The sequence below is a fragment of the Algoriphagus aquimarinus genome (assembly GCF_007997215.1).
Classification (GTDB): Bacteria; Bacteroidota; Bacteroidia; order Cytophagales; family Cyclobacteriaceae; genus Algoriphagus; species Algoriphagus aquimarinus_A.
Map to the genome: position 1 here is coordinate 1 of NZ_VORW01000033.1, position 21675 is coordinate 21675.

24 protein-coding genes are annotated in these 21675 nt (G+C 40.4%); 15 read left to right on the forward strand and 9 right to left on the reverse strand.

Annotated elements, in window-relative coordinates; all coding sequences use genetic code 11:
• Positions 1 to 161 precede the first annotated feature (161 nt).
• Positions 162 to 641, forward strand: a complete 480-nt coding sequence (locus ESV85_RS21500; protein ID WP_146921318.1) for a nuclear transport factor 2 family protein — start codon at positions 162 to 164, stop codon at positions 639 to 641.
• A 255-nt stretch (positions 642 to 896) separates the two neighbouring features.
• Here ESV85_RS21500 and ESV85_RS21505 read toward each other — a convergent pair whose 3' ends face one another.
• On the reverse strand, positions 897 to 1766 hold the full coding sequence (locus ESV85_RS21505; RefSeq protein ID WP_146921319.1) for a helix-turn-helix domain-containing protein: 870 nt from the start codon (positions 1764 to 1766) through the stop codon (positions 897 to 899).
• Between the two features lie 78 nt (positions 1767 to 1844).
• Here ESV85_RS21505 and ESV85_RS21510 point away from each other — a divergent pair, with 78 nt between their 5' ends.
• From ESV85_RS21510 to ESV85_RS21545, 9 genes are all read left to right on the forward strand, one after another.
• Positions 1845 to 2414 (forward strand): sugar O-acetyltransferase, encoded by a 570-nt coding sequence (locus tag ESV85_RS21510; protein ID WP_146921321.1) that lies wholly within the window; start codon positions 1845 to 1847, stop codon positions 2412 to 2414.
• A 1-nt stretch (position 2415) separates the two neighbouring features.
• Positions 2416 to 2910 (forward strand): cupin domain-containing protein, encoded by a 495-nt coding sequence (locus tag ESV85_RS21515; RefSeq protein ID WP_146921323.1) that lies wholly within the window; start codon positions 2416 to 2418, stop codon positions 2908 to 2910.
• A 5-nt stretch (positions 2911 to 2915) separates the two neighbouring features.
• Entirely contained in the window at positions 2916 to 3314 is a 399-nt protein-coding gene (locus ESV85_RS21520) for a cupin domain-containing protein (RefSeq protein WP_146921325.1), read from the forward strand.
• Positions 3315 to 3480: 166 nt separating this feature from the next.
• Complete coding sequence (locus ESV85_RS22685) at positions 3481 to 3822, forward strand: SDR family oxidoreductase (RefSeq protein WP_262713344.1); 342 nt, start codon at positions 3481 to 3483, stop codon at positions 3820 to 3822.
• A complete protein-coding gene (locus ESV85_RS22690) occupies positions 3740 to 4126 on the forward strand; it encodes an SDR family oxidoreductase (RefSeq protein ID WP_262713345.1) in 387 nt (128 codons plus the stop codon). The genes ESV85_RS22685 and ESV85_RS22690 overlap by 83 nt, the downstream gene beginning before the upstream one ends.
• Before the next feature lie 72 nt (positions 4127 to 4198).
• A complete protein-coding gene (locus ESV85_RS21530) occupies positions 4199 to 4663 on the forward strand; it encodes a cyclophilin-like fold protein (RefSeq protein ID WP_146921327.1) in 465 nt (154 codons plus the stop codon).
• A 321-nt stretch (positions 4664 to 4984) separates the two neighbouring features.
• Entirely contained in the window at positions 4985 to 5539 is a 555-nt protein-coding gene (locus tag ESV85_RS21535; protein WP_146921329.1) for a cupin domain-containing protein, read from the forward strand.
• A 172-nt stretch (positions 5540 to 5711) separates the two neighbouring features.
• A complete protein-coding gene (locus ESV85_RS21540; protein ID WP_146921331.1) occupies positions 5712 to 6149 on the forward strand; it encodes a VOC family protein in 438 nt (145 codons plus the stop codon).
• A gap of 216 nt (positions 6150 to 6365) precedes the next feature.
• Complete coding sequence (locus ESV85_RS21545; RefSeq protein WP_146921333.1) at positions 6366 to 7994, forward strand: long-chain fatty acid--CoA ligase; 1629 nt, start codon at positions 6366 to 6368, stop codon at positions 7992 to 7994.
• Positions 7995 to 8073: 79 nt separating this feature from the next.
• Here ESV85_RS21545 and arsB read toward each other — a convergent pair whose 3' ends face one another.
• The 4 genes from arsB to ESV85_RS21565 form a co-directional block, all read right to left on the reverse strand.
• Positions 8074 to 9114: an ACR3 family arsenite efflux transporter gene (arsB, locus tag ESV85_RS21550; protein ID WP_146921335.1), complete on the reverse strand. Its 1041-nt coding sequence runs from the start codon at positions 9112 to 9114 to the stop codon at positions 8074 to 8076.
• Positions 9115 to 9116: 2 nt separating this feature from the next.
• The gene (locus tag ESV85_RS21555; RefSeq protein ID WP_146921337.1) at positions 9117 to 9749 is read right to left on the reverse strand and encodes a protein-tyrosine-phosphatase; all 633 of its coding nucleotides are present in this window, start codon (positions 9747 to 9749) and stop codon (positions 9117 to 9119) included.
• 21 nt (positions 9750 to 9770) lie between these two features.
• Entirely contained in the window at positions 9771 to 10241 is a 471-nt protein-coding gene (locus ESV85_RS21560) for a DUF6428 family protein (RefSeq protein WP_146921338.1), read from the reverse strand.
• A 286-nt stretch (positions 10242 to 10527) separates the two neighbouring features.
• Complete coding sequence (locus ESV85_RS21565; RefSeq protein ID WP_146921340.1) at positions 10528 to 10860, reverse strand: ArsR/SmtB family transcription factor; 333 nt, start codon at positions 10858 to 10860, stop codon at positions 10528 to 10530.
• Between the two features lie 346 nt (positions 10861 to 11206).
• Between ESV85_RS21565 and ESV85_RS21570 the strand changes: the two genes are divergently transcribed.
• From ESV85_RS21570 to ESV85_RS21590, 5 genes are all read left to right on the forward strand, one after another.
• Positions 11207 to 12220, forward strand: coding sequence for an LLM class flavin-dependent oxidoreductase (locus ESV85_RS21570; protein WP_146921342.1), 1014 nt, complete (start codon positions 11207 to 11209; stop codon positions 12218 to 12220).
• A 144-nt stretch (positions 12221 to 12364) separates the two neighbouring features.
• Positions 12365 to 12775 carry a hypothetical protein gene (locus ESV85_RS21575; RefSeq protein WP_146921343.1) on the forward strand — a complete coding sequence of 137 codons (411 nt, stop codon included), beginning with the start codon at positions 12365 to 12367 and terminating at the stop codon, positions 12773 to 12775.
• A gap of 212 nt (positions 12776 to 12987) precedes the next feature.
• A complete protein-coding gene (locus tag ESV85_RS21580; protein WP_146921345.1) occupies positions 12988 to 13656 on the forward strand; it encodes an SGNH/GDSL hydrolase family protein in 669 nt (222 codons plus the stop codon).
• Between the two features lie 122 nt (positions 13657 to 13778).
• On the forward strand, positions 13779 to 14015 hold the full coding sequence (locus tag ESV85_RS21585) for a type II toxin-antitoxin system ParD family antitoxin (RefSeq protein ID WP_146921347.1): 237 nt from the start codon (positions 13779 to 13781) through the stop codon (positions 14013 to 14015).
• 494 nt (positions 14016 to 14509) lie between these two features.
• The gene (locus tag ESV85_RS21590) at positions 14510 to 15046 is read left to right on the forward strand and encodes a hypothetical protein (protein WP_146921349.1); all 537 of its coding nucleotides are present in this window, start codon (positions 14510 to 14512) and stop codon (positions 15044 to 15046) included.
• Positions 15047 to 15271: 225 nt separating this feature from the next.
• Here the strand turns inward: ESV85_RS21590 and ESV85_RS21595 are convergent, their stop codons facing one another.
• From ESV85_RS21595 to ESV85_RS21610, 4 genes are all read right to left on the reverse strand, one after another.
• Positions 15272 to 18445 (reverse strand): efflux RND transporter permease subunit, encoded by a 3174-nt coding sequence (locus ESV85_RS21595; protein ID WP_146921351.1) that lies wholly within the window; start codon positions 18443 to 18445, stop codon positions 15272 to 15274.
• Between the two features lie 30 nt (positions 18446 to 18475).
• Positions 18476 to 19591, reverse strand: a complete 1116-nt coding sequence (locus ESV85_RS21600) for an efflux RND transporter periplasmic adaptor subunit (protein WP_146921353.1) — start codon at positions 19589 to 19591, stop codon at positions 18476 to 18478.
• A gap of 28 nt (positions 19592 to 19619) precedes the next feature.
• Complete coding sequence (locus ESV85_RS21605; protein ID WP_146921355.1) at positions 19620 to 20939, reverse strand: TolC family protein; 1320 nt, start codon at positions 20937 to 20939, stop codon at positions 19620 to 19622.
• A gap of 45 nt (positions 20940 to 20984) precedes the next feature.
• Positions 20985 to 21675 (reverse strand): TetR/AcrR family transcriptional regulator (locus ESV85_RS21610; protein ID WP_146921357.1); only part of this gene is annotated, 691 nt, incomplete at its 5' end.

Genomic DNA, 21675 nt, shown 5'->3' on the forward strand with positions numbered 1-21675 from the left:
TGTCCGAAGAAATGTGTATTTTTCATCTGCTGTATTTATTGGTTGTGGTAAACTGAAAATACAGAAAAGGGGAAGCTTCTCAAACGAAGCTTCCCCTAAATTTTAAACCGTTTCTCGGACAGTAGTGATTAGAAACCAAAACTTCTTAACAAAAAAGCAAAATGAAAAAGACGGTATTGTTGTTAATTCTGTTCACAATTAGTCTGTTGACTTTTGCCCAACAGCCGGGAGAACTGGATTTGGATGCCGAAAAAGCTGAAGTAAAGGAGATTGTAGAACGCTTCCTCAAGGCTGCCGGCAACTATGAAGTTGACTCCATGCCCATATTATTTAGTGAAAAAGCCAACATTGGAGGGGCTTCTTTTAGAAATGGAGAGTGGAATTCTTTTACCATGAGCATTGCCGAATTCCTAAAACTTTTAAGATCTCAAAGCAATCCAAAGAAATACACAGAGCCAGTCACAAAGTATACAATCTACATGGATGGTGGCATGTTAGCTTTTGTAAAAGCAGATGCTTTGTTAATCAGAAATGGAACACCTCAATCCAATAATTTTGATTATTTCACATTGATTAAAGAAGAGGGTCATTGGAAAATACTGAATGGCTCCTATGTATCTATTCCTATTGTAGAGCAATGATTTGAAAGGATGGAAATCTCCCCTATACGATCCCTGTAAATATCGAGGATTCAATCCAGAAGCCTTATCCGTGGATTTCTAATCCTCCCCACATTCTTCTGAAATTATCTAACTGAAATTCTTAATCTGGTCATAGCGAAACCCGTAGACCTATGGATAATTGCGATATCGATGGAAAAAGATCAAGGGATTACTCATCTACGAGTATTTCACCTAAACCACATCTATTTAATAATACGGTAAATAGCAGGTATTTTACCTCAACCGATTCCTAAATTCACTGGGAGTCACGCTCAATACTTTTTTAACATAACGTGTGAAAAATGAACGGCTCGAAAAATCCATCATATCGGCAATCTCAGTTATATTCAGCTGCTTTTCCTTCAAAAGAATAATTATTCTTTCCCTCACATACCGTTGTATCCATTCCGAAGCAGTAACGCCAGAGTTCTGCTTACAAACAGCATTCAAATATTTAGCGGTGATATTTAGCTGACTGGCATAAAACTGCACTTCACGCTCTTTCAAACAATATTCCGGAAGCAGATGCATAAACCTTTCATACAATGTCCCTGTCTGCAAGGTGCGTTTTCTGCGTTCGTAATCTTTAGCAAACGTATGCCACATTTCTAGAATAAACAGCCGCATTTGAAGCTTCAAGGCTTCTTCATAAAAACGATGCTCCTTATCTTGAAACTTATCGTTCAGCATTTGAAAATTCGTTAAAACTCTTTGCCTGTCCTTCTGATCATTCAATTGTTTTACAGGATATTGACGGGAATGTAAGGTTGCATCGATACCCCAGTTTTGATCTGGAATATTATCATTCAAAAATTGATTTTCTACGAGCAAAACCGTTGCTCTAAAACTCTTTGAAAATTGCAAATCGCTCAATTTGCTTTTTGCAAACCAAAACAGAAACTCACCGCTTTTGCATTCCATCTTTGTATCGTTGAACGAAAAAGTAAGGCTGCCTCGATGACAAAATAGATGCGTATGATAGTTTATCTGGACATCATTCAGAAAATCCTTTTCACTATACAAATTCAACATCACAATACGTGGCGATTTTTCTTCTGTCGGGTCTATTGATTCCTCTTCCTGATTATAAGTGATATTTGACATTTTATCCGTAATTAGTGTAACAAATGTAATGACTCTCTTTTCTAAATTTGTATTCCAAACCAACAGCAAATCAAAAGGATGGAAGTAAATACAGTATTTCAGAGATTATTAAACGGTGAAATCATTCCACCTAGCGACCCGCAAGCTCATAGATTGCTTGAGGCTTCTTTTGATACGAAAAAATTGCTCGTGCAGATGAACAATGCAAGCGATCCGAAAGAAATCAGGGATTTGTTGAGCCAAATTACAGGAAGCCAAATTGATGAAAGTGTTGCTGTTTTTACTCCCTTGTATATCAATTACGGGAAGCATACGAGAATTGGAAAAAACGTATTTATCAACTTCGATTGTGTTTTTTTGGACTTAGGAGGCATAACCATCGAGGATGGCGTATTGATAGCGCCCAAAGTCAGCTTACTTTCTGAGGGGCACCCTATTTCTCCGGATCAAAGACATTCGCTCATCCCAAAGCCTATTCATATTAAAAAGAATGCCTGGATTGGAGCCAATGCCACCATTTTGCAAGGAGTCACCATTGGCGAAAACTCGGTAGTTGCCGCAGGCTCAGTTGTTTCAAATGATGTCCCCGACAATGTGGTCGTAGGAGGTACTCCTGCAAAAATCATCAAGGAAATTCAAACTATATAAAATGAAAACAATAACAATACTCGCAATAGCACTCCTACTAGTGGTAGGCCAGGCATGCAATACAAAAGTTGAAAAACAAGAAAATATCGAAGCGACTCCTTCAGAAGAAGCGATTTTTCCTTTAGGCGAACTTGGCCCAGCTACAAATTTCACAGGCAAGGCCTACAATTTTGGCTTAGTCGAAAATGATTCTATCTACAACACACTTATGGGAAATGTCTATTTCGAAAAAAGTGCAAGATCAAATTGGCATACACATCCAAGCGGGCAAATACTAATTGTACTCGATGGTGAGGGATATCATCAGCTGGAGGGACAAGCAAGACAATTGATGAAAAAAGGTGAGGTGATCAAAGTTCCGGCAAATACAAGGCACTGGCATGGCGCAACTGAAGACAACAGTCTTACTCAAATGTACATTCTGCCAAAAACAGAAAATGGATTCGTTACATGGCTTGAGCCTGTGACGGATGAGCAGTATAAATCTAACAAATAATAGAAATGGAAATTACCAGATTAGGTTCTCAACCGTCAGTAAAAGGCTCAGAAGATTGGTTCACAGGGCCAGTTCGCATCAATTATTTATATCAACCAAACGGACACCGACGCGCCGGTGCAGCGGAGGTAACATTTGAAGCAGGTGCAAGAACAGCATGGCATACACATCCTCTTGGGCAAACGTTAATTGTATTGTCTGGAATTGGACTAGTCCAACGTGAGGGTGGTGCTATTGAGAAAATCCGACCAGGAGATATCGTATGGTTTGCACCGGGAGAAAAGCATTGGCATGGAGCATCTGCAACAATTGCAATGACACATATTGCCACACAAGAGGAGCTGAACGGAAAAGTTGTGGACTGGATGGAGAAAGTAACAGACGAAGTCTATCACTCTAAATAAAATGCAATAAATCCCTTTAGGGTGATTTACTGAAACTGAAAAATTATCTAAAAACTAGAGAATGATGAATCAGAATAGTGAAGGAAAAGTAATCGTAATTACAGGAGCAAGTAGTGGTATGGGAGAAGCTGCTGCAAAACACTAAGCAAAGCTCGGTGCAGCAGTAGTGCTTGGTGCCAGAAGATCTGAAAAAATCGAAAAACTGGCAAAGGAGATTGAAGGAAGTGGTGGAAAAGCACTTGCTATCGCTACAGATGTAACTAAGAGATATCAGGTTAAAAACTTGGTTGATTCTGCTGTTGAAAAATTTGGACATGTGGATGTCATCCTCAATAATGCGGGCATCATGCCTCTTTCTCCTATGGATCGCCTAAATGTGGATGAGTGGGATAACATAGTGGATGTAAATATCAAAGGCGTGCTCAATGGTATCGCAGCCGTACTTCCCCATATGGGGGAAACAAAAGTCTGGTCAAATCATCAACACTGCTTCTGTAGCCGGACATAAGATATTCAATGGCTCTGCGGTGTATTCTGCCACAAAATTTGCAGTAAGAGCATTGTCTGAAGGCTTACGCATGGAAGTAAAGCCTTATAATATCCGCACCACCATAGTTTCTCCAGGTGCCGTTAAAACAGAATTGCTGGATCATATCAGTGAGGCGGATGTTCAACAGGCTAATAAAGATTACGTGGGAGCAGTTGGTCTTAGTCCGGAGAGTTTTGCACGAGTGGTTGCATTTGCAATCAGTCAGCCTGAGGATATGGATATTAATGAAATTATCTTCCGTCCAACCGCTCAAGAGCTTTAGTATTAATTGAGTTCAATCTTATTGATAAGTTGGGATCATTCTTTGAGGTGCATTTAAACTAACAATTGGCTTATGAAATCTGCATTAATAATGATTTTGATGTGTACATCGGTCGTTTTGGGAAGTGCATCATCTTGCATCAAAGAAGTTGAACCAATGAACTCCATAAACAATAGCACAATGGAAAATGGAAAAATCAAAATCACGGTCAATTCACAATCCTTCACCGCAACACTTTTGGACAATGACTCTGCAAAAGCATTTATGATAATGCTACCTATGACCATTCATATGACAGAGCTGAACGGCAACGAGAAATATGACGACTTGTCGAACAGTCTCCCTACAAATTCATCCAATCCAGGAACGATTAAAAATGGAGACTTAATGCTTTATGGTTCAAAAACTTTGGTACTGTTTTACAAAACCTTTTCTACGGCTTACAACTACACCAAGCTAGGCACACTTGATGATGCCACAGGTTTGGCTTCCGCATTAGGTTCAAGAAACGTAACTGTTACTTTCGCAGTGGAATAAAAAGCACTTACCTGCTATAGAACAAAACAACCAGAGGCAAACTCTTTACACATTTTGGCAACTTATAGAGAGCCGAACCATGCGTAAAGAGTTTGCTTTTTTTTGCCTGCTATTCGATACCCGGCGAATACCGAGGCTGCAATCTTGAACCCCTACCCTTGGATTTCTAATCCTTCCTAAATTGAGGTTAAATTATCTAACTGAAATTCTTAATTTGCTATACGTGATTCCTATAGTCTTGTGGATCATTGCGATATAGACTTAATTGGGAATTGGAATAGTGTATATACAAGCGTTAGTCAGAATTGAAGAAAAAACAAAATGGCAGTTAAGAATCAAATTTTAGATATGTCTCCACTTGGAATGATCTTCACCGTCTTAAAAAGTAAAGGGGAAACAGACGGAAAATCATTGGAATTAGAGTGGGAGTTATTACCACAATGTAATATGGTAGACCCATTGTATCATGTTCACCCAGAAGCAATTGAAACTTATCACATACTTGAAGGAGAAATGGAATTTTATGTTAAGGACAAATGGATAAGAGCCAGGAAAGGTGATAAACTGAAAGTAGACATTGGAGTAAAACATGCATTTCGAAACCCTTCGGATAAAATAGTAAAAGTCTATAATACCCATGAACCTGCCTTTGATATGGAGGACTATTTTGAAGACGTTTGTAAGGTGGTAGAATTATCAAAAAACAGGGAAACGAATAAAGTAAGTATGAAAAACCTGAAGACCTTGTTGCTTTTTGGTGCATTAATGAAAAATTACAGAAAAGAAATCATTGCTGTAAGCCCCCCAGATATTCTTGTACGAACCTTAGGTGCAATTGCAAAGGTTTTAGGAATAAATTATAATAAAAGCCACTAATCCCGTGAAGAACGATAAGCCTCCTTATCGTCGGCTTGCTTCTCCGCCCGCGTTAGCCAATCCCCTGACGCATCCCCCCCACTCTTTGACGTTTTTAAGCCTTACCTATTTTGTGACTTATCGGTAGATTTGGATAGAAATAAATCACAGACACTTCGACAACAAAATAACTATGGCACTGATCAATCCTTACATCAACTTCAACGGGAATGCAGAAGAAGCATTCACTTTTTACAAATCTGTCTTTGGCGGAGAATTCGCAAATATCACACGCTTCAAAGACATGGATATCCCTGAAAATCAATTTGCAGACCATGAAAAAGAAAAGATCATGCACATAGCTTTGCCTATAGGGCAAAATGTCTTAATGGGAAATGACGTTCCTGAAAGAATGGGCCGGGTAAATGAAAATGAGAACAGGTCTAAAATATCTATAGCTGCAGAAAGTAAGGAAGAGGCTGAACGAATTTTTCACGGACTTACAGTTGGAGGAAGTATTGAAGTGCCAATGGATGAAAGTCCTTGGGGCTCCTATTTTGGGATGTTCAGAGACAAATACGGGATTGAATGGATGGTGGATTTTGACCCAAGACATAAAGGAAAAGTATAAGCTGTAATCACCTAATTCTACACCATCCTCATGCTCCCAATAAGCTTAGTCTTGTTGGGAGTATTTTTTTGTCCCAAAACTAAATTAAGAGTGAGCAAATCACTTAAAACCAAGCAACTACAGAAGGTCATTATTGCCTCTAAAAAGTTGGATTACTATAGAATATTCCCCAATATGTGGTACTGTTAACAATAATTTCACCTAAAATTTTTAGAAATGAATGGCTTAATGATGGATTACCCGCTTACTACAAATACTATTCTTGAGTATGGGAATAGCGTTTATCACCACAAAAAAATCATCACCTATTTACCGAATGGCGCACGCCACGAGTATAGCTTCGGCGACATGTACAAGCGCTGTAAAAAGCTAGCCAATGCTTTGACCCAGAAATTCGGTATAACTAAAGGAGATATGGTAGGTACTTTTGCCTGGAATCATGGCCCACACGTAGAATTGTACTATGGGATTTCCGGTATAGGAGCTGTTTGCCACACGATAAACATCCGCCTATCCAGCGGTCAAATTGAATACATCATCAATAACTCTGAGGATAAGGTAATTTTTATAGATGCTACCCTAGTCCCACTTTTAGAAAAAATCGCTCCCTTACTCGAGACCGTAGAACATTACGTCTTGATCAATGCGGCTGCGGATTTTAAAACCACTTTGCCAAACACAATCCATTACGAGGAGCTGATCGCTGATCAGCCGGAATATTTTGAGTGGCCTGAGTTAAATGAAAACGATGCCTGTGCCATGTGCTATACCAGCGGGACCACAGGCCTTCCAAAAGGAGTTTTGTATTCCCATCGCTCTACTTATTTACATGCAACTGCATTGATGGCACCTAATGCAGCCAATATCAGCAATAAGGATACGATTCTTTTGATTGTCCCACAATTCCATGTGATGGCTTGGGGCTTTCCATATGTATGCCTTTTGTCCGGTTCAACCATGGTCATGCCCTCTTCCAATCTAAATCCGGAAGCAATTATCAACATGCTGCAGGTGGAAAAAATAACCAAGGCCAATGGGGTTCCAACTATTTGGATGGGCGTGTATCATGAGTTGAAAAAGAATCCTCCGAAGGAAAAATTAGCGCTTAAAGAATACTTGGTTGGCGGATCTGCAGTACCAAAAAGTCTAATGGAAGGATTTGACAAAGATTTTGGAATCATTGGAGGTCAGGCTTGGGGAATGACTGAGACTTCTCCGCTAGGCACTGTCAGTAGACTTCAATCCAAACATGAGGAATTGTCTGATGCTGAAAAATTGACGATTCGAGCAAAACAGGGTGTCGCTATTCCTGGAGTAGAAATCCGGATTGTAAACGATGATGGGACGTTGGCTCCCCACGATGGCAAAACCATGGGCGAACTCCAGGTAAAAGGTGCCTGGGTAATCAGCGCCTATTTTAAAACGAAAAATCAAGACACCTTCACTGCTGATGGTTGGTTTAGAACAGGCGATGTGAGTACCATAGATGAGGATGGTTTTATGGAAATCAAAGATAGAACCAAAGACCTGATCAAAAGTGGCGGGGAATGGATCTCCAGCGTGGCTCTTGAATCTGCCTTGATGGCTCATCCTAAAATCAAGGAAGCCGCTGTAATTGCCATTCCAGATGAAAAATGGATGGAAAAACCGCTGGCTTCAATCGTTTTGATGGATAAGGAAGATGGAGTCTCTGATGAAGAGCTAATCGAACTTTTATCTAAGGACTTTGTGAAATATCAGATTCCCAAAGACTATGTTTTCATCAATGAAGTTCCAAAAACCAGCGTAGGCAAATTTGACAAAAAGGAAATCAGAAGACTTTTTAGCGAAGGCAAACTCTCTTAAGCAGAATAGGTGAAGATTGGAAAAAGGACAGAAGGAAAACGAATGCCAGCTAAGTAAATCACGTTAAGCATCACTTCTTTTATACTTTAGGGAAATACTTTTTCCTCATCCAAAAAGAAACACGAACGAGAATAATCAAAGCTGGCACCTCCACTAGCGGCCCAATCACTCCTGTAAATGCCTGTCCAGAATTCAGCCCAAACACTGCAATCGCCACAGCTATTGCAAGCTCAAAGTTGTTTCCTGCCGCAGTAAATGCTACCGACGCCGACTTCTCATAGTCAGCTCCCAATGCTTTGGTAAAGAAAAATCCTATCAAAAACATCAGCGTGAAGTAAATCAAAAGTGGAACTGCTATCCTGACTACGTCCATAGGAATCTGAACGATCAACTCACCTTTTAGGGAAAACATCACTACAATCGTGAAAAGCAATGCTACCAAGGTCATAGGAGAAATCGCTGGAATGAAGGTGTGATTGTACCAATCTTCACCCTTTGCCCGCACCAAAACAACCCTACTGAGAATCCCCATCAAAAATGGAATTCCGAGATAGATGGCTACACTTTCGGCAATCGTCCCAATCGATATATCCACGATGGCGCCATCAAACCCAAAGTATGGGGGAAGCACAGTGATAAACATCCAAGCATAAAAGCTATAAGTGAAGACTTGAAAAATACTATTCAACGCCACCAAACCAGCTCCATATTCGCTACTTCCCTCTGCCAGATCATTCCACACCAACACCATCGCTATACACCTAGCGAGTCCAATCAGAATCAATCCTACCATGTATTCGGGATAGTCATGAAGGAAAATAATGGCTAAGGCAAACATCAAAACTGGACCAATTATCCAGTTTAAAACCAAGGAAACTGATAGGATTTTTACATTCTTAAAAACCTTCGGCAGTTGTTTATAATCCACTTTCGCCAGCGGAGGATACATCATCAGAATCAAACCAATGGCAATGGGAATATTCGTAGATCCTACGCTGAAGGAATTGATAAACGTAGAACTGGAGGGAAAGAAATAACCAATCCCCACTCCCACGGCCATGGCCAGGAATATCCATAAGGTGAGGTATTGATCAAGAAAACTTAGCTTTTTATGAGCCATGGTTAATTATTAATTGAGATTTTGGAGAACACATAGAACATCTCGGAAGCGATTTGTAGGGAGCGCTCATCATACTTGCTTGCTTCCTCAGCCGTATCATCAAAGGCTTTTGGATCCTCATATCTCACTGGAATTCGATTCTCAGCACCAGGAATAAACGGACAATTCTCATCCGCATGAGCGCAAGTCATGACAGCCGCAAATCGATTAGTCTGATTGATGGGATCATCAAAAAGTTTGGAAAAAGCCACGATGGGCTCAGCATCATCTGAGTGGAACACGAAATATTTTGGATTATCATCTCCTTTTTTAGTCACTCTGAATCCGCTTCGCCTGATAGATTCCACCGCTCGTTCATTGAAAGCGGTTACCTCTACCCCACCCGAATAACAGGCAGCAGGAATCCCAAAATAGTCGGCGGCAGTCTGCGCCCAGATCTGGGAAAACTGACTTCTTCTGGAATTATGGGTACAGATGAAATTGAGCACAAGCTCTTCACCCGAATTGACTTTAGACTGAACATAGTCAATCAGAACCTGAAGAACTTCCTTTCTTACATCTGGAATGGAAAGAGCTTTTGCCTTCTCTACTGTGAGGTTGAGTTTAGGCAAAAGCGTGATTTTGCATGTCTGCATATCTTTCAGAATAAATTCCTATTAGCAGCAACCAGATCCAGGAGTACATACTTCTTCTGTGGCTTTCAATCCCGAAAGTCTGATTCGCTGTTTTTCCTGAGGAATTCCGCACTTTTCCTTCGCTAAGCAATCTGTTTGTTTGCTAGTAAGGAGGAAATTTACCCCATCGAAATCCAATCCAAATTTCCCGATAGTCTCCGCTTGATACTCAACTTCCACTTCGAAGTCTCCTAATTCAAGCACTTTTTCCGAAAGCTCAATAATGCTCAAAAGCTTCTCTGGATGAAGTCTGTGGTTGTAATCATCGGCATTCCAAAGTTGGAAATTAGCGACATTTTCATTTCTCACAGTTCCTCCACAATCAATAAAATGTTTGGTGATTTTGCCCACCTCAGTGACGTGAAAGTGAGTCGGTACCAATTCTCCAGTTGGCAATTGAAAAGCAATAGTTTCCAACTTACCCAGTGCTGATTTTACTTCAGATAATTTCATAACTCAATTTATTTAGTGCGATAATGTGATTAATAGATTCGTCTTATATATATATATCCGCTTTCCTGCCATTAGATAATATTGTTAGAATGGTCTCGGCAAGCTCGACCACCGGAGCTTTAGGTTAGAGGGGGAAGGGAGAGAAATTACGGCTACGCCGTAATTTCTCTCCCTTCCCCAAAACCACAATTCAAACCGGGCACCGAGCTTGTCGAGGTGAACTAGAGTCTATTACTATACTGACATCATCTGATAACTATCGAATGCAGATAATCTTATTATTTTTCTAGCAGCAATTACCAGCTGCGGATATATCCAGATCAAAGAACTCATTCAAAACCTTCTTCATTTTATTCCAATTTTCTTGGTCAATACAATAACAAACGCTTGTGCCCTCTATATTTCCCTTGATCAATCCGAGTTGTTTTAATTCCTTCAAATGCTGTGAAATGGTAGGCTGTGCCAAACCTATCTCAATGACCAAGTCCCCGCATACACAAGTGTCCATCTTGAATAAATGCTGAAGAATAGCCACACGAGCTGGATGTGCAAATGCTTTCGCAAAAACAGCGATTTGATTTTGTTGCTCCGAGAATATTTCAGTTTTGGTTAACCCCATGTCGATAATTGTTTCATTGCAATATTACGATATAACGATTGAAGATGCAAATGGTTTTGAAGATTTGATTATTTTGAATACAGAAAACTATCCAAATTCATTTAACGCCTTTGATAGGTCTATGAATTTTTAGGGGAAAAGACCAAAGCAATCGAAAACTATATAAAATCTCTGGAATTCAATCCCGAGAATGAACATGCCAGAATGAGGATCGAAACCTTAAACTAGAATACAGCTTTAGGTAAAAGTTCTATATCCATAGCTTGATCAAGTCCTAAAAAGAACCTTTTCGGGCCAAACATCAGTTAAGAGAAGTCGACTTAGATTAACATTTTAATGCAGATATATGGAAATAGGAATTGATAGTTTCGCCGCCTCGCCCGACAATCAGTTGGATGGTTCTAAATCACTAAGAGAACTGTTGGAGAGAATAGAATTAGCAGACCAAGCGGGTTTGAGTTATTTCGGCATAGGAGAACATCATCGCAAGGACTTTTTGGACTCCGCTCCCTCTATGATTTTAGCCGCAGCTGCTGCTAGAACCAAAAACATCAGACTTGGAAGTGCCGTCACAGTTCTGAGTGCTTCCGACCCGGTTCGTGTATTTCAAAACTATGCTACGCTAGACCTAATTTCCGAAGGACGCGCAGAAATAGTAGCAGGTAGAGGTTCTTTCACTGATGCATTCCCATTATTTGGTTTAAATCTTCAGGATTACAATGAGTTATTTGAAGAGAAACTGAATCTACTTTTAAAAATCAGAGATAATGAGGTGGTCACTTGGTCAGGGAAATTTAGACCTGCACTTCACAACCAAGCGATCTATCCTCGTCCTAAACAGGAGAAGTTGCCTATCTGGGTTGGAGTGGGTGGTACTCCCTCCTCTTTTGAGAGAGCAGGCAAGCTAGGTTTACCCTTGATGGTGGCGATCATTGGCGGAGAGACGCATCGATTTGCGCCTTTGGTGGATTTATACCGAAGAGCAGGAGAAAGATCAGGATTTGCCCAAAGTGACTTGAAAGTAGGATTGCATTCTATAGGATTTGTTGGAAAAACCAGGGAGGAAGCCATCACAGACTTCTACCCTAGCTATAAGGAAATGTTTGATAAAATAGGCAGAGAAAGAGGTTTTGGTCCGGTGACAAAAGCTGGATTTGATGCTCAAAACACCGAAACTGGAGCTTTACTAGTAGGAGAACCAAAAGAGATCGTGGATAAAATATTGAGACACAGTGAATCTCTGGGCGGGCTGAAAAGAGTAACCTTCCAAATGGATGCTGTTAAAGACCATCAAAAATTGATGAAAGCAATAGAGCTTATTGGCTCCGAGATTGTCCCTTTTGTAAAAGATAAAAGTTGAGTTTATCACACTTTCATTAAAGCGTAATTATTAAGTTAGTATTGGAGATCTCCCGAGGTTTGTGGGCAATTAGGATTAAGTCGCAATTAAAGGGAGGGAATAAGGTTAATACGGGTGTTGTAGCAGATTAAAAAAAACAAATTTATGGCAAAATTGATAATCGAAAGAACCTCAGAATGGAACAATGGGCTAAGAGATATTGGAATCTATTTAGATGGAGAAAAAATTGCTGTTATTGGAAACGGTGAAATTAAGGATTTTGAAATTAAATCGGGAGAGCATACCCTAAAATCAAAAATTGATTGGTGTGGAAGCGAAACTTTGACAATCAACTTATCTGATAATGAAATCAAAAAAATTGAATTATCAGGGTTTAAACTTGGAAAGTTTATGCTTCCAATAGCAGCAATGATTAGTATTATATTTTTCACTTTTAAAGAAAAATTAATTCTTCACCCAATCTTATTGATGTTGTTAATTCTGCCATTTTTATTCTATGTGACATATCATTTTACATTAGGCAGGAATAAGTATTTAAGACTAGAAGAAAAATAAAACATCCTTCAACAAAACCTAAACCAGATACCCTGGAGAACACTGCGTGAAGCATATCGCTGCCCAAAACATTAGAGCTACACCAATTAAAAATCATAGCATCAATGCACAGTTCACGAAGGAAGTTTTTTTTGAATTTAGGAGTGACTGGATTAGGCATAATTAGTTCGCCAAGTATTCTTTCAGCAAAAAATCACAGCAAAAATTACGGTATGAAAAAAAGTGGAAAGGGGGTAACAATTCTGTTCCAAGGGGACTCAATTACTGATGGAAACCGCTCGCGAAACCAAGACTGGAATCATGTCATGGGGCATGGATATCCCTATCTTATTTCAAGTCGTCTTTGGTTCGACTATGTGGATAAAGGCTTAATGTTTTATAACAGAGGCATTAGCGGAAATACCATACAGGATTTAAATGCTCGCTGGCAAGAAGACACAATTGACTTGGCTCCTGACGTGCTAAGTATTTTGATTGGTGTGAATGATGTATCCCGGATAATAGAAAATGAATATTCTATTAAAACTTGGGAGGAGACCTATATTCAGGTTTTAGACAAAACAAAAAAAGCATTGCCAAACACTCAGCTTATTCTGTGTGAACCATTTGTTCTCCCCGCTGATGATATGATCAGAATTGAATGGACCAAGGAAAAGACAGAAGCCTATCAAAGCGTAATCTCCGAAATGCAAAAAACAGTAAAGAAATTAGCTGAAACCTATGATGCCATTTTTATAGAATTGCAACAGCCCTTTTTGGATGCCTCCGAAAAAGCCCCTGCCAACTATTGGATTTGGGACGGAATTCACCCCATGCCTGCAGGTCATGAATTAATTGCTCGTGAATGGATAAAGGAAGTGAGTGAAAGATTGGAGTTCTAAGAGTGTATCCCTTAACCTTCCTATTTTCACTCTAATAACTTGTTGAAATACAGACTCAGAGGTATGAATCATTGGCTGAAAAAACACAGATATGGTGTATATTTACACCAAATTAGTTAATCATGGGAAGACAGAGCATTTCATTAACCGATCCAAATGACAATTGGCTACAAGAAAAAGTAGCTGCTAAGGAATATGCTAGTAAAAGTGAGTTGGTAAATGACCTGATTCGACAAGAACGAAAACGGCAGGAAAGTATAGCCTTGCTTCGACTAGAATTGATAAAAGGTGAAGAAAGTGGCTACTCTACTAAAACTAAAGACGAGATTTTAGCCTTAGCAAAAAACGGTCTGAAATGACTTACTTTCTCAGTCAAGAAGCAGAAGACGATATTGTTTGAATATATAGATTCGGCTTTATGAACTTTGGGGAAGCGCAGGCTGATAAATATTTCGAGGCACTATTCAACTGTTTTGAAAGAATTGGTGAAAATCCATATCAATTCCCGCAAGCATCACATATTCGACAATCTTATCATTATTGTGTTTGTGGATCAGATACTATCTATTTCAAACTAACTACTGATGAAATACCGGAAATAATCCGAATAATAGGAAGACAAGAATTCTAGAATAACCATAACAAAATCAACCTTCATCCAGCTTCTGGAGAAGCAGGATAACCCAAAATGTTTTTTTTGAAGAATGCAACGAACATATTCTCCTCTACTCTAGATGGTCTTGACGAAATCCTTAATTTAGGATAGGAAAAGACCTGTGAACAATCGAGATATTGATGCAATTTGCTTAGATGAATTAAGTATATACACGTGGAAACCCATTAAAAATAGTGCATGAAAGGATTTTTAATAAAAATTAAACTGCTTGAACATTTGACAACCGAAATTGAAATTCAGAAAAATGAATTTGTGTCAAATTTCAAGAAACATGTAGATGAAGGTGATACAGGGATATTTTCTGATACTTTTGATATTTTTTCTTCAAGCAAGAATGAATACAAGGGACACGTTGGATATGACGGATTCAAAATAAAAAGAAGAAGAAAATTCTTTGACACAAATATGAACTTAGCAGTTGCAAGAGGAACTTACAGACAAAAAAGTGAAAAGTTAGTAATTGAGACGGAAATCAATGGATTTAGTGGAATGATGATTCCCTTTTATTTATTAGGACTTGTCTTTTATACCATATTTATTGGAGTACTTTTTATGGCTGATAATATTGAAGGAAATGAAGCCGGATTTGCCCTACCATTTATTTTTATTCATGCTGTATTTATGTTTGGATTACCATACTTTATGATGAGGAGAAGCACAAAAAGAATGATGCACGATTTAGAACGTGAATTTTACTATATGACAAAAAAATAATGGCTTAAAATCGAGTATTCGGCCGTGAACCATTATCACAGGTTTCAAAAACTAATCTCAACACAAACCATATCCAGCTTCTGGAGAAGCAGGACAACTTAACTTTGCGGCCCCCGCGTCACACTTTGTGCCCTCCGCGGTTGATAAGGTTTAAATAAAAAAATGCCCCCATCAAACTCATCACTTTCTGGGGGCATTTGAATTTTAGCTAGTTATTTCAGCTACTTAATGATTCTCGTGCTGCGTTGGATCATAGTTGGCTTCTAGCTCTGCCAAGCCTTTTTTGCCGTAAGCGATTCTAGTAATCACCACATACAAGACTGGCACAAAGAAGATCGCTAAGAAGGTTGCTGCAAGCATCCCTCCGATCACCGTCCAACCGATCGTTTGACGTGCTACTGCTCCTGCACCGTTGGAGATTGCCAGTGGCAATACGCCCAAAATGAATGCAAGGGAAGTCATGATAATCGGTCTTAGTCGAAGTTGCACCGCATCGATAGTCGCATCGACTAGTGGCACTCCTCTATCCACTCGTTCCTTGGCAAATTCCACAATCAAAATCGCATTCTTCGCAGCTAGACCGATCAGCGTAATCAGACCGATCTGAGCGTAGATGTTATTATCCAATTTTGGCAGGAAGTGCAAGGCTACAATCGCCCCAAAAGCTCCCAATGGCAAGGCAAGCAATACCGAGAACGGAACTGACCAGCTTTCGTAAAGCGATGCCAGAAGCAAGGAAACCAGCACAATTGCCAGTGCAAAGATCAGGATGGTGGCATTTCCTGAAGACAATTCCTCCCTACTCAAACCTGAGAAATCATATCCATAACCTCCTGGAAGCACTTCTGCCGCCACTTCTTCCAAAGCAGCAAGTGCCTGCCCACTGGAATAACCCGGAGCGGCATTACCATTGACTTCTGCTGATCGGAACAAGTTGTAGTGAGAAATTACCGGAGCATTTTCTACCACATCATAACTCACCACAGCGCTGAGCGGAACGGATTGACCACTGCTTCCCATCACATAATATTGTCTCAAATCTTCTATTTCAGATCGGTAAGAAGTATCTGCCTGAGCAACTACCCGGAAATTACGGCCGTATCTAGTGAAATCATTGACATAGGAACTGCCCATAAAACCGGACATAGTTGAGAATATTTCAGTCAATGGAACTCCAAGTTTCTTGGCTTTCTCACGATCCACAGTCACATGATATCCTGGCGTTTTGGCAGTGAAGAAGCTATAAGCCATGGCGATTTCCGGACGCTGATTTGCAGCAGCCAAAAACTGCCCAAGTACTCCTTCGAATTCTTTGATATCCATAGAACCTCCACGGTTCTCCAGCATAAAGCTGAAACCACCCGTAGAACCCAAACCTGGAATCGCCGGTGGTGGCACCACCACAATCCGGGCATCAGTGATACTGGCAAACTTCTGATTCAACTGCCCCATGATACCATAAAGCTGCTGAGAAGGTTCTTTTCTCTCGTCCCAAGGTTTCATCTGAATGAAGAACGTAGCCGAGTTAGACTTGAAAGAGAAGTTGATCACATTCAGTCCTCCGATTCCGGTAACGTTTTTAATACCATCTGTATTCAACAAGATCTCATTTATCTCCTCCATCACTGCTCTAGTTCTGGTGCTGGATGATCCTTCCGGCAGCTCCATAGAGATGTAAAGTCTTCCCTCATCTTCTGTAGGCAAGAATCCAGTTGGTTTGGTCTGAAATAGACCAAAAGTAGCGGCAAAAATACCGATCAAAAGTATCACCACCAGTGGTGCTCTCTTGATACCTTTTTGTACCCCACGTGAATAAGAGTTGGTAGTTTTCGCAAACCAAATATTGAATTTGTAGAAGAACTTATTTAAGCCTTTCCCATTTTCATTTACTTCAGATGGTTTCAGCAAAAGCACACACAAGGCTGGAGTCAAACTCAAGGCTACGAAAGCAGAGATCAATACCGAGATCGCAATAGTAATCGCAAACTGCTGGTACATTCTACCTACGATTCCTGGGATAAATCCAACAGGAATAAATACCGCCGCCAAAATCAATGCAATTGCAATTACTGGTGCAGTGATATCCTTCATCGCAAGTCGTGTAGCTTCTTTCGCAGAAATCTTCTTGCTATCGATGTAATGCTGCACAGCCTCCACTACCACAATCGCATCGTCCACCACAATACCGATCGCTAACACAAATCCGAAAAGCGTCAGCGTATTGATCGTAAACCCTAGAAGCGGGAAGAAAATGAACGTACCGATAATAGAAACCGGAATGGCCAAAACTGGAACCAAAGTAGCTCTCCAGCTTTGAAGGAATAGGAACACTACGATAATCACCAAAAGCAAAGCCTCCGCAAAGGTTTTTAGCACCTCATTGATGGATACTTCCACCACTGACACCGATTCAAAAGAAACGATGTACTCCATATCTGGAGGGAAAGAAGCCTTCAAGTCATCCATTGCAGCATATACTCCTTCGGCAGTCGCCAAGGCATTACTTCCTGGTGCTTGATACACCAAGAGAATGGCATTATCCTCTCCATTGAGCATGGAATATCTACCGTAGTCAAACTGTCCTAGTTCTATTCTGGCTACATCTTTCAGGTAAACCAATGAACCATCTGCAGGATTGGTTCTAAGAATGATATCTTCAAAGTCTTCCGCTCTTTCCAGACGGCCATTTACTGTAATCGGGTATTCGAAAGTCTGTGTTTCAAACTGCGGCATACCACCTACAGTTCCGGCTGCTACCTGAAGGTTTTGTTCCTGAATAGCAGCAGTCACATCACGGGCTGAAATCTTGTATTGAGCCAATTTATCCGGCTTCAACCATACGCGCATACTGAAATCCTGACCAATCGCAGTAATATCCCCCACTCCTTCTACTCTTAGCAAAGCATCTTTGATAAAGATGTTCGTGTAGTTGGAAAGGAATTTTGGATCGTGTGTTCTATTAGGTGATGATAAACTGATCACCATCATAATACTTGGATTTCTCTTTCTAACCGTTACACCAAGTCTTCTTACTGCTTCAGGTAAGCTTGGCTCAGCAATACTTACCCTGTTCTGCACATCCAATGTTGCCATGTTGATGTCCGTCCCTACTTCGAAGGTGACGTTCATCTGCATCTGACCCGTATTGGTATTGTTGGAGGAAATGTAAGCCATCCCCGGTGTACCGTTAATCTGTGTTTCTATTGGCGTAGCTACGGTCTGCTCCACCGTAGTGGCATCCGCACCGGTATAGTTGGCCGATACAGAAACTACCGGCGGAGTAATATCCGGATACTGGGTAACTGGCAAATTGAGGATCGCCAACACACCCACCAGCACGATCACAATGGAAATGACCATTGCGGTGACGGGCCGTTTTATAAATACATCTGATATCATGTTATCTTATTATCTAGGCTATGGAAAAATTTATTGTTGGCCTGGAGCGGCAGTAGTTATTTTGGCTCCTTGACGAAGCTTTTGAATACCACTGACTACAATTTCTTGTCCTGCCTTGAGGCCTTCACGTACGACTATGTCAGCCCCTACTTCAGTTCCAAGTCTCACCACTTGCTGCTGAACAGTCTGATCCTCGCCTACTACATAGACAAAATACTCTCCCATTTGCTCCGTAACAGCTTTATAAGGAATGATCAATTGCTCACCAAGATCCTGATTTAGGACTTGAATATTTACAGTCATTCCGGCAATAAGCTCTCTGTTTGGATTAGGGAATTGCACTCTAAGTGCGATTGTTCCTGATTGTCTGCCAACGGCACGATCGATGGTAGTAAATGTCCCATTGAAAGGATAGATACTATCGTCGCTAAAGCGGATTCTGAAAAGAGAATCAGGATTATCTTCAGCTCTTAGCATCTTATTGAATCTAGGAATCTCGCGCTCATTGACCACAAAGTTCAAAGCCATAGGATCGTTTGAGGAAAGGGTGTTTAGCAGTGGCTGTCCAGGAGAAACCTGTGCGCCCAATCTCACCTGAGAAATACCCACGGTGCCATCAAAAGGCGCTGTAAGTACCGAATAACTATAATCTGTGCTTGAGGATGCAAGCTGTGCTTGTGCTGAGCTCAATTGAGCTTTCGCATCCAAAACAGCGCTTTCTGCATAATCCAATTGCTGCTTTGCAATCGCTTCCACTTCGTCCAGTCTCTTATATCGATCGTAATCCTTGCTCACTTTCGCAAGATTAGCTTTGGCACTTTCTACCAATGCTTGTGCTTGCTGCTGTGAAGCGGCGTATTTGCTTCTGTCGATTTCATAGAGCCTCTGGCCTTTTTTTACTTCCTGTCCATCTTGAACAAAAATATTAGTGATATAACCGCCGATCTGAGGTCTGATTTCAACTTCATTCAGTGGTACAAGTGTGGAAGGATATTCGTCAATGCCCGTAACGGATTTACTGATTACCGTGTATGTGGTCACAGCTACTTCAGTAGGAGCTTGCTGTCCAGCCTGCTGCTTTGGCCCGCAGGAAAAACCCGCTATTAGCAAGGCAGAAAAAGCTACAAGTTTGTATGATAAGTTCATCTGGTATAAAATTTAAAGAGGCTTCTTATTAGTTGATAGTACCTAATGCTTTGTCTAAGTCAAGCTTGTCTTCCAACACCTGATAGAATGCATTGATATGGTTGATTTGGGCAGTTTGGAGATCTGTCTCTGCTACGACAAGCTCCACGTAAGCTTTGATCCCTTCGTCATATTGGAGTTTGATGATGTTATAGACTTCTTCAGCCATTTCCATATTTTCTCTGATCAATTGCCATTCGTAAACACTGGAGTTGTACGCTGCCAATGCAGTGGAATATTCTGTTCTAATTTGATTGCTTAGATTCTCGATTTCTATATTCCCCCGATCTACCTGAAGTTCGGCGGCTTTCACCTGGTGGATTCGCTTTCCTCCTTGAAAAATAGGAATGGATAGGTTTAGCCCTACTGCCGAAATTGGGTAGGCTGTTTTGTACAAGTCGGAGAAATTCGAATTGAAATAATTCCAATTGTATCTGTAATAAGCAGAGAGCTGAGGGAGGTAATTCCATTTTGCATAGCCTGTCTGAATTTCATTCAGAGTTTGCTGAGTTTGCAAAAGTTTATACTCCACACGATTTTCTAGCATCAGCGGATCCGCTGCATCTTCAGCTATTTTACCTTCTGCTCCCTGAGTATCAAATTCAATAGTGAAATCGAACTTATCAGGATATCCCATCAATTGCTTCAGGTAATCATACTTTGCTTCAAAGGAGTTTGCTACTCTATTTCTATCACTCTTCACATTGGTCAAAGCGATGGACGCACGCTGATAATCCGTCTTGTCCACTAGTCCAGCATCGAATCGGCTATAAGCATCTTTGTATTGCTTCTCCAGCCGACCCAGGTTTTGATCAAGGATTTTCAGTTGCTCTTCGGAAAGGAGGATAGAGTAAAATGCTTTACTCACATCCACAATGGTGTTAATCTTCGCATTCTCAATGACCTGCTGCAGTTGCTGACGGTAAAATTTTGAAGTCTTCGAAGCAAACAGCTGATCTCTATTGAACAAGGTCTGATCCGCCTGAAACAAAACATTAGAATTATACGGCTGACCAAAAGTGATCAACTGATCGCCGATGATCTGCTGCTGAAGTTTGATATTATAAGCTCCCGCCGCTGAAGCAGTGATCCGAGGATACCAATCTGCCAAATTTGATTTGATGTCACGGTCTCCTATCTCCTCGTCAATCTGTGCCTGCCTGATGATCGGACTTTGCAAGAGTGCAAATTCCACCACCTGATCCAAGGTCAATACACCCTGGGGCACAGCACTTTCTTCCTGACTGTAGGCGACTTTTGACAAGAGTATAATACTCAGCCCCACCAACAGTAAACGTTTTTTGAACATGTGTATAATAATTAATTGGTTTGAGTTTGAAAAAAGGTCTTTGGGTTAATCTACTTTGATACCATCCCATATCAAGTGGGATATTTCATCCAGTTCCATGTTATTTCTGGCAAGTTTGTTTTTGAAATTTTTCTTTATGCGCACAATTGAGTTCACGTTCGTATTCACAAGAATGGAAAGCACTATTGGGTTTAATTCCTTAATCTCTCCCCGCTTAATCCCTTCATTGAAAAAAGAATAAGCGTAATCATGCCAGGCGTTGGGCCTGTTTTGAATTTCTTCGGAATTAAAAGGGGAATTCATAAACTGATCATAAAACCCATGAATAGAAGGATTTAACTCATAAAAATCGGTCAAATTTTTCCAATAATTATAAAATCTAGCTTTAAATGAAAGAGAGGTATCATCCCGCTCTGACACATAATTTTTAATTTCATCAAGCACATATTCATAGATACCTAGGATCAAATCGTCCTTATTTTCAAAATAAGTATAGATCGTACCTGCAGCTACTCCCGCGTTCTTGGCAACCATACTCACAGGGCAACCGTGAAAGCCGTGCTCCTGAATCAAACAGAGCGCGCTATTGATGATACAATTCTTTTTATCCACTAGTGTCCGACTAAAGTAAGAATTTCTCAGAGAGGTTGAAAAGAACTTAATCAGAGGAGATTTTTGGGTGAAATTGGAATGTAAGCCCACTAGGTTGGAAATAGGGCCGTTTGGTTGGCTTTCA

Excerpts from the sequence above, each read along its gene's own strand:
- ESV85_RS21540 (WP_146921331.1), top strand. The coding sequence starts at position 5,712 with ATGGCACTGATCAATCCTTACATCAACTTCAACGGGAATGCAGAAGAA.
- ESV85_RS21505 (WP_146921319.1), bottom strand. The coding sequence starts at position 1,766 with ATGTCAAATATCACTTATAATCAGGAAGAGGAATCAATAGACCCGACA.
- ESV85_RS21575 (WP_146921343.1), top strand. The coding sequence starts at position 12,365 with ATGGCAAAATTGATAATCGAAAGAACCTCAGAATGGAACAATGGGCTA.
- ESV85_RS21585 (WP_146921347.1), top strand. The coding sequence starts at position 13,779 with ATGGGAAGACAGAGCATTTCATTAACCGATCCAAATGACAATTGGCTA.
- ESV85_RS21580 (WP_146921345.1), top strand. The coding sequence starts at position 12,988 with ATGAAAAAAAGTGGAAAGGGGGTAACAATTCTGTTCCAAGGGGACTCA.
- ESV85_RS21600 (WP_146921353.1), bottom strand. The coding sequence starts at position 19,591 with ATGAACTTATCATACAAACTTGTAGCTTTTTCTGCCTTGCTAATAGCG.
- ESV85_RS21515 (WP_146921323.1), top strand. The coding sequence starts at position 2,416 with ATGAAAACAATAACAATACTCGCAATAGCACTCCTACTAGTGGTAGGC.
- ESV85_RS22690 (WP_262713345.1), top strand. The coding sequence starts at position 3,740 with ATGGTATCGCAGCCGTACTTCCCCATATGGGGGAAACAAAAGTCTGGT.
- ESV85_RS21545 (WP_146921333.1), top strand. The coding sequence starts at position 6,366 with ATGAATGGCTTAATGATGGATTACCCGCTTACTACAAATACTATTCTT.
- ESV85_RS21500 (WP_146921318.1), top strand. The coding sequence starts at position 162 with ATGAAAAAGACGGTATTGTTGTTAATTCTGTTCACAATTAGTCTGTTG.
- ESV85_RS21595 (WP_146921351.1), bottom strand. The coding sequence starts at position 18,445 with ATGATATCAGATGTATTTATAAAACGGCCCGTCACCGCAATGGTCATT.
- ESV85_RS21565 (WP_146921340.1), bottom strand. The coding sequence starts at position 10,860 with ATGGGGTTAACCAAAACTGAAATATTCTCGGAGCAACAAAATCAAATC.
- ESV85_RS21520 (WP_146921325.1), top strand. The coding sequence starts at position 2,916 with ATGGAAATTACCAGATTAGGTTCTCAACCGTCAGTAAAAGGCTCAGAA.
- ESV85_RS21535 (WP_146921329.1), top strand. The coding sequence starts at position 4,985 with ATGGCAGTTAAGAATCAAATTTTAGATATGTCTCCACTTGGAATGATC.
- ESV85_RS21510 (WP_146921321.1), top strand. The coding sequence starts at position 1,845 with ATGGAAGTAAATACAGTATTTCAGAGATTATTAAACGGTGAAATCATT.
- ESV85_RS21590 (WP_146921349.1), top strand. The coding sequence starts at position 14,510 with ATGAAAGGATTTTTAATAAAAATTAAACTGCTTGAACATTTGACAACC.
- ESV85_RS21570 (WP_146921342.1), top strand. The coding sequence starts at position 11,207 with ATGGAAATAGGAATTGATAGTTTCGCCGCCTCGCCCGACAATCAGTTG.
- ESV85_RS21560 (WP_146921338.1), bottom strand. The coding sequence starts at position 10,241 with ATGAAATTATCTGAAGTAAAATCAGCACTGGGTAAGTTGGAAACTATT.
- arsB (WP_146921335.1), bottom strand. The coding sequence starts at position 9,114 with ATGGCTCATAAAAAGCTAAGTTTTCTTGATCAATACCTCACCTTATGG.
- ESV85_RS21530 (WP_146921327.1), top strand. The coding sequence starts at position 4,199 with ATGAAATCTGCATTAATAATGATTTTGATGTGTACATCGGTCGTTTTG.
- ESV85_RS21605 (WP_146921355.1), bottom strand. The coding sequence starts at position 20,939 with ATGTTCAAAAAACGTTTACTGTTGGTGGGGCTGAGTATTATACTCTTG.
- ESV85_RS21555 (WP_146921337.1), bottom strand. The coding sequence starts at position 9,749 with ATGCAGACATGCAAAATCACGCTTTTGCCTAAACTCAACCTCACAGTA.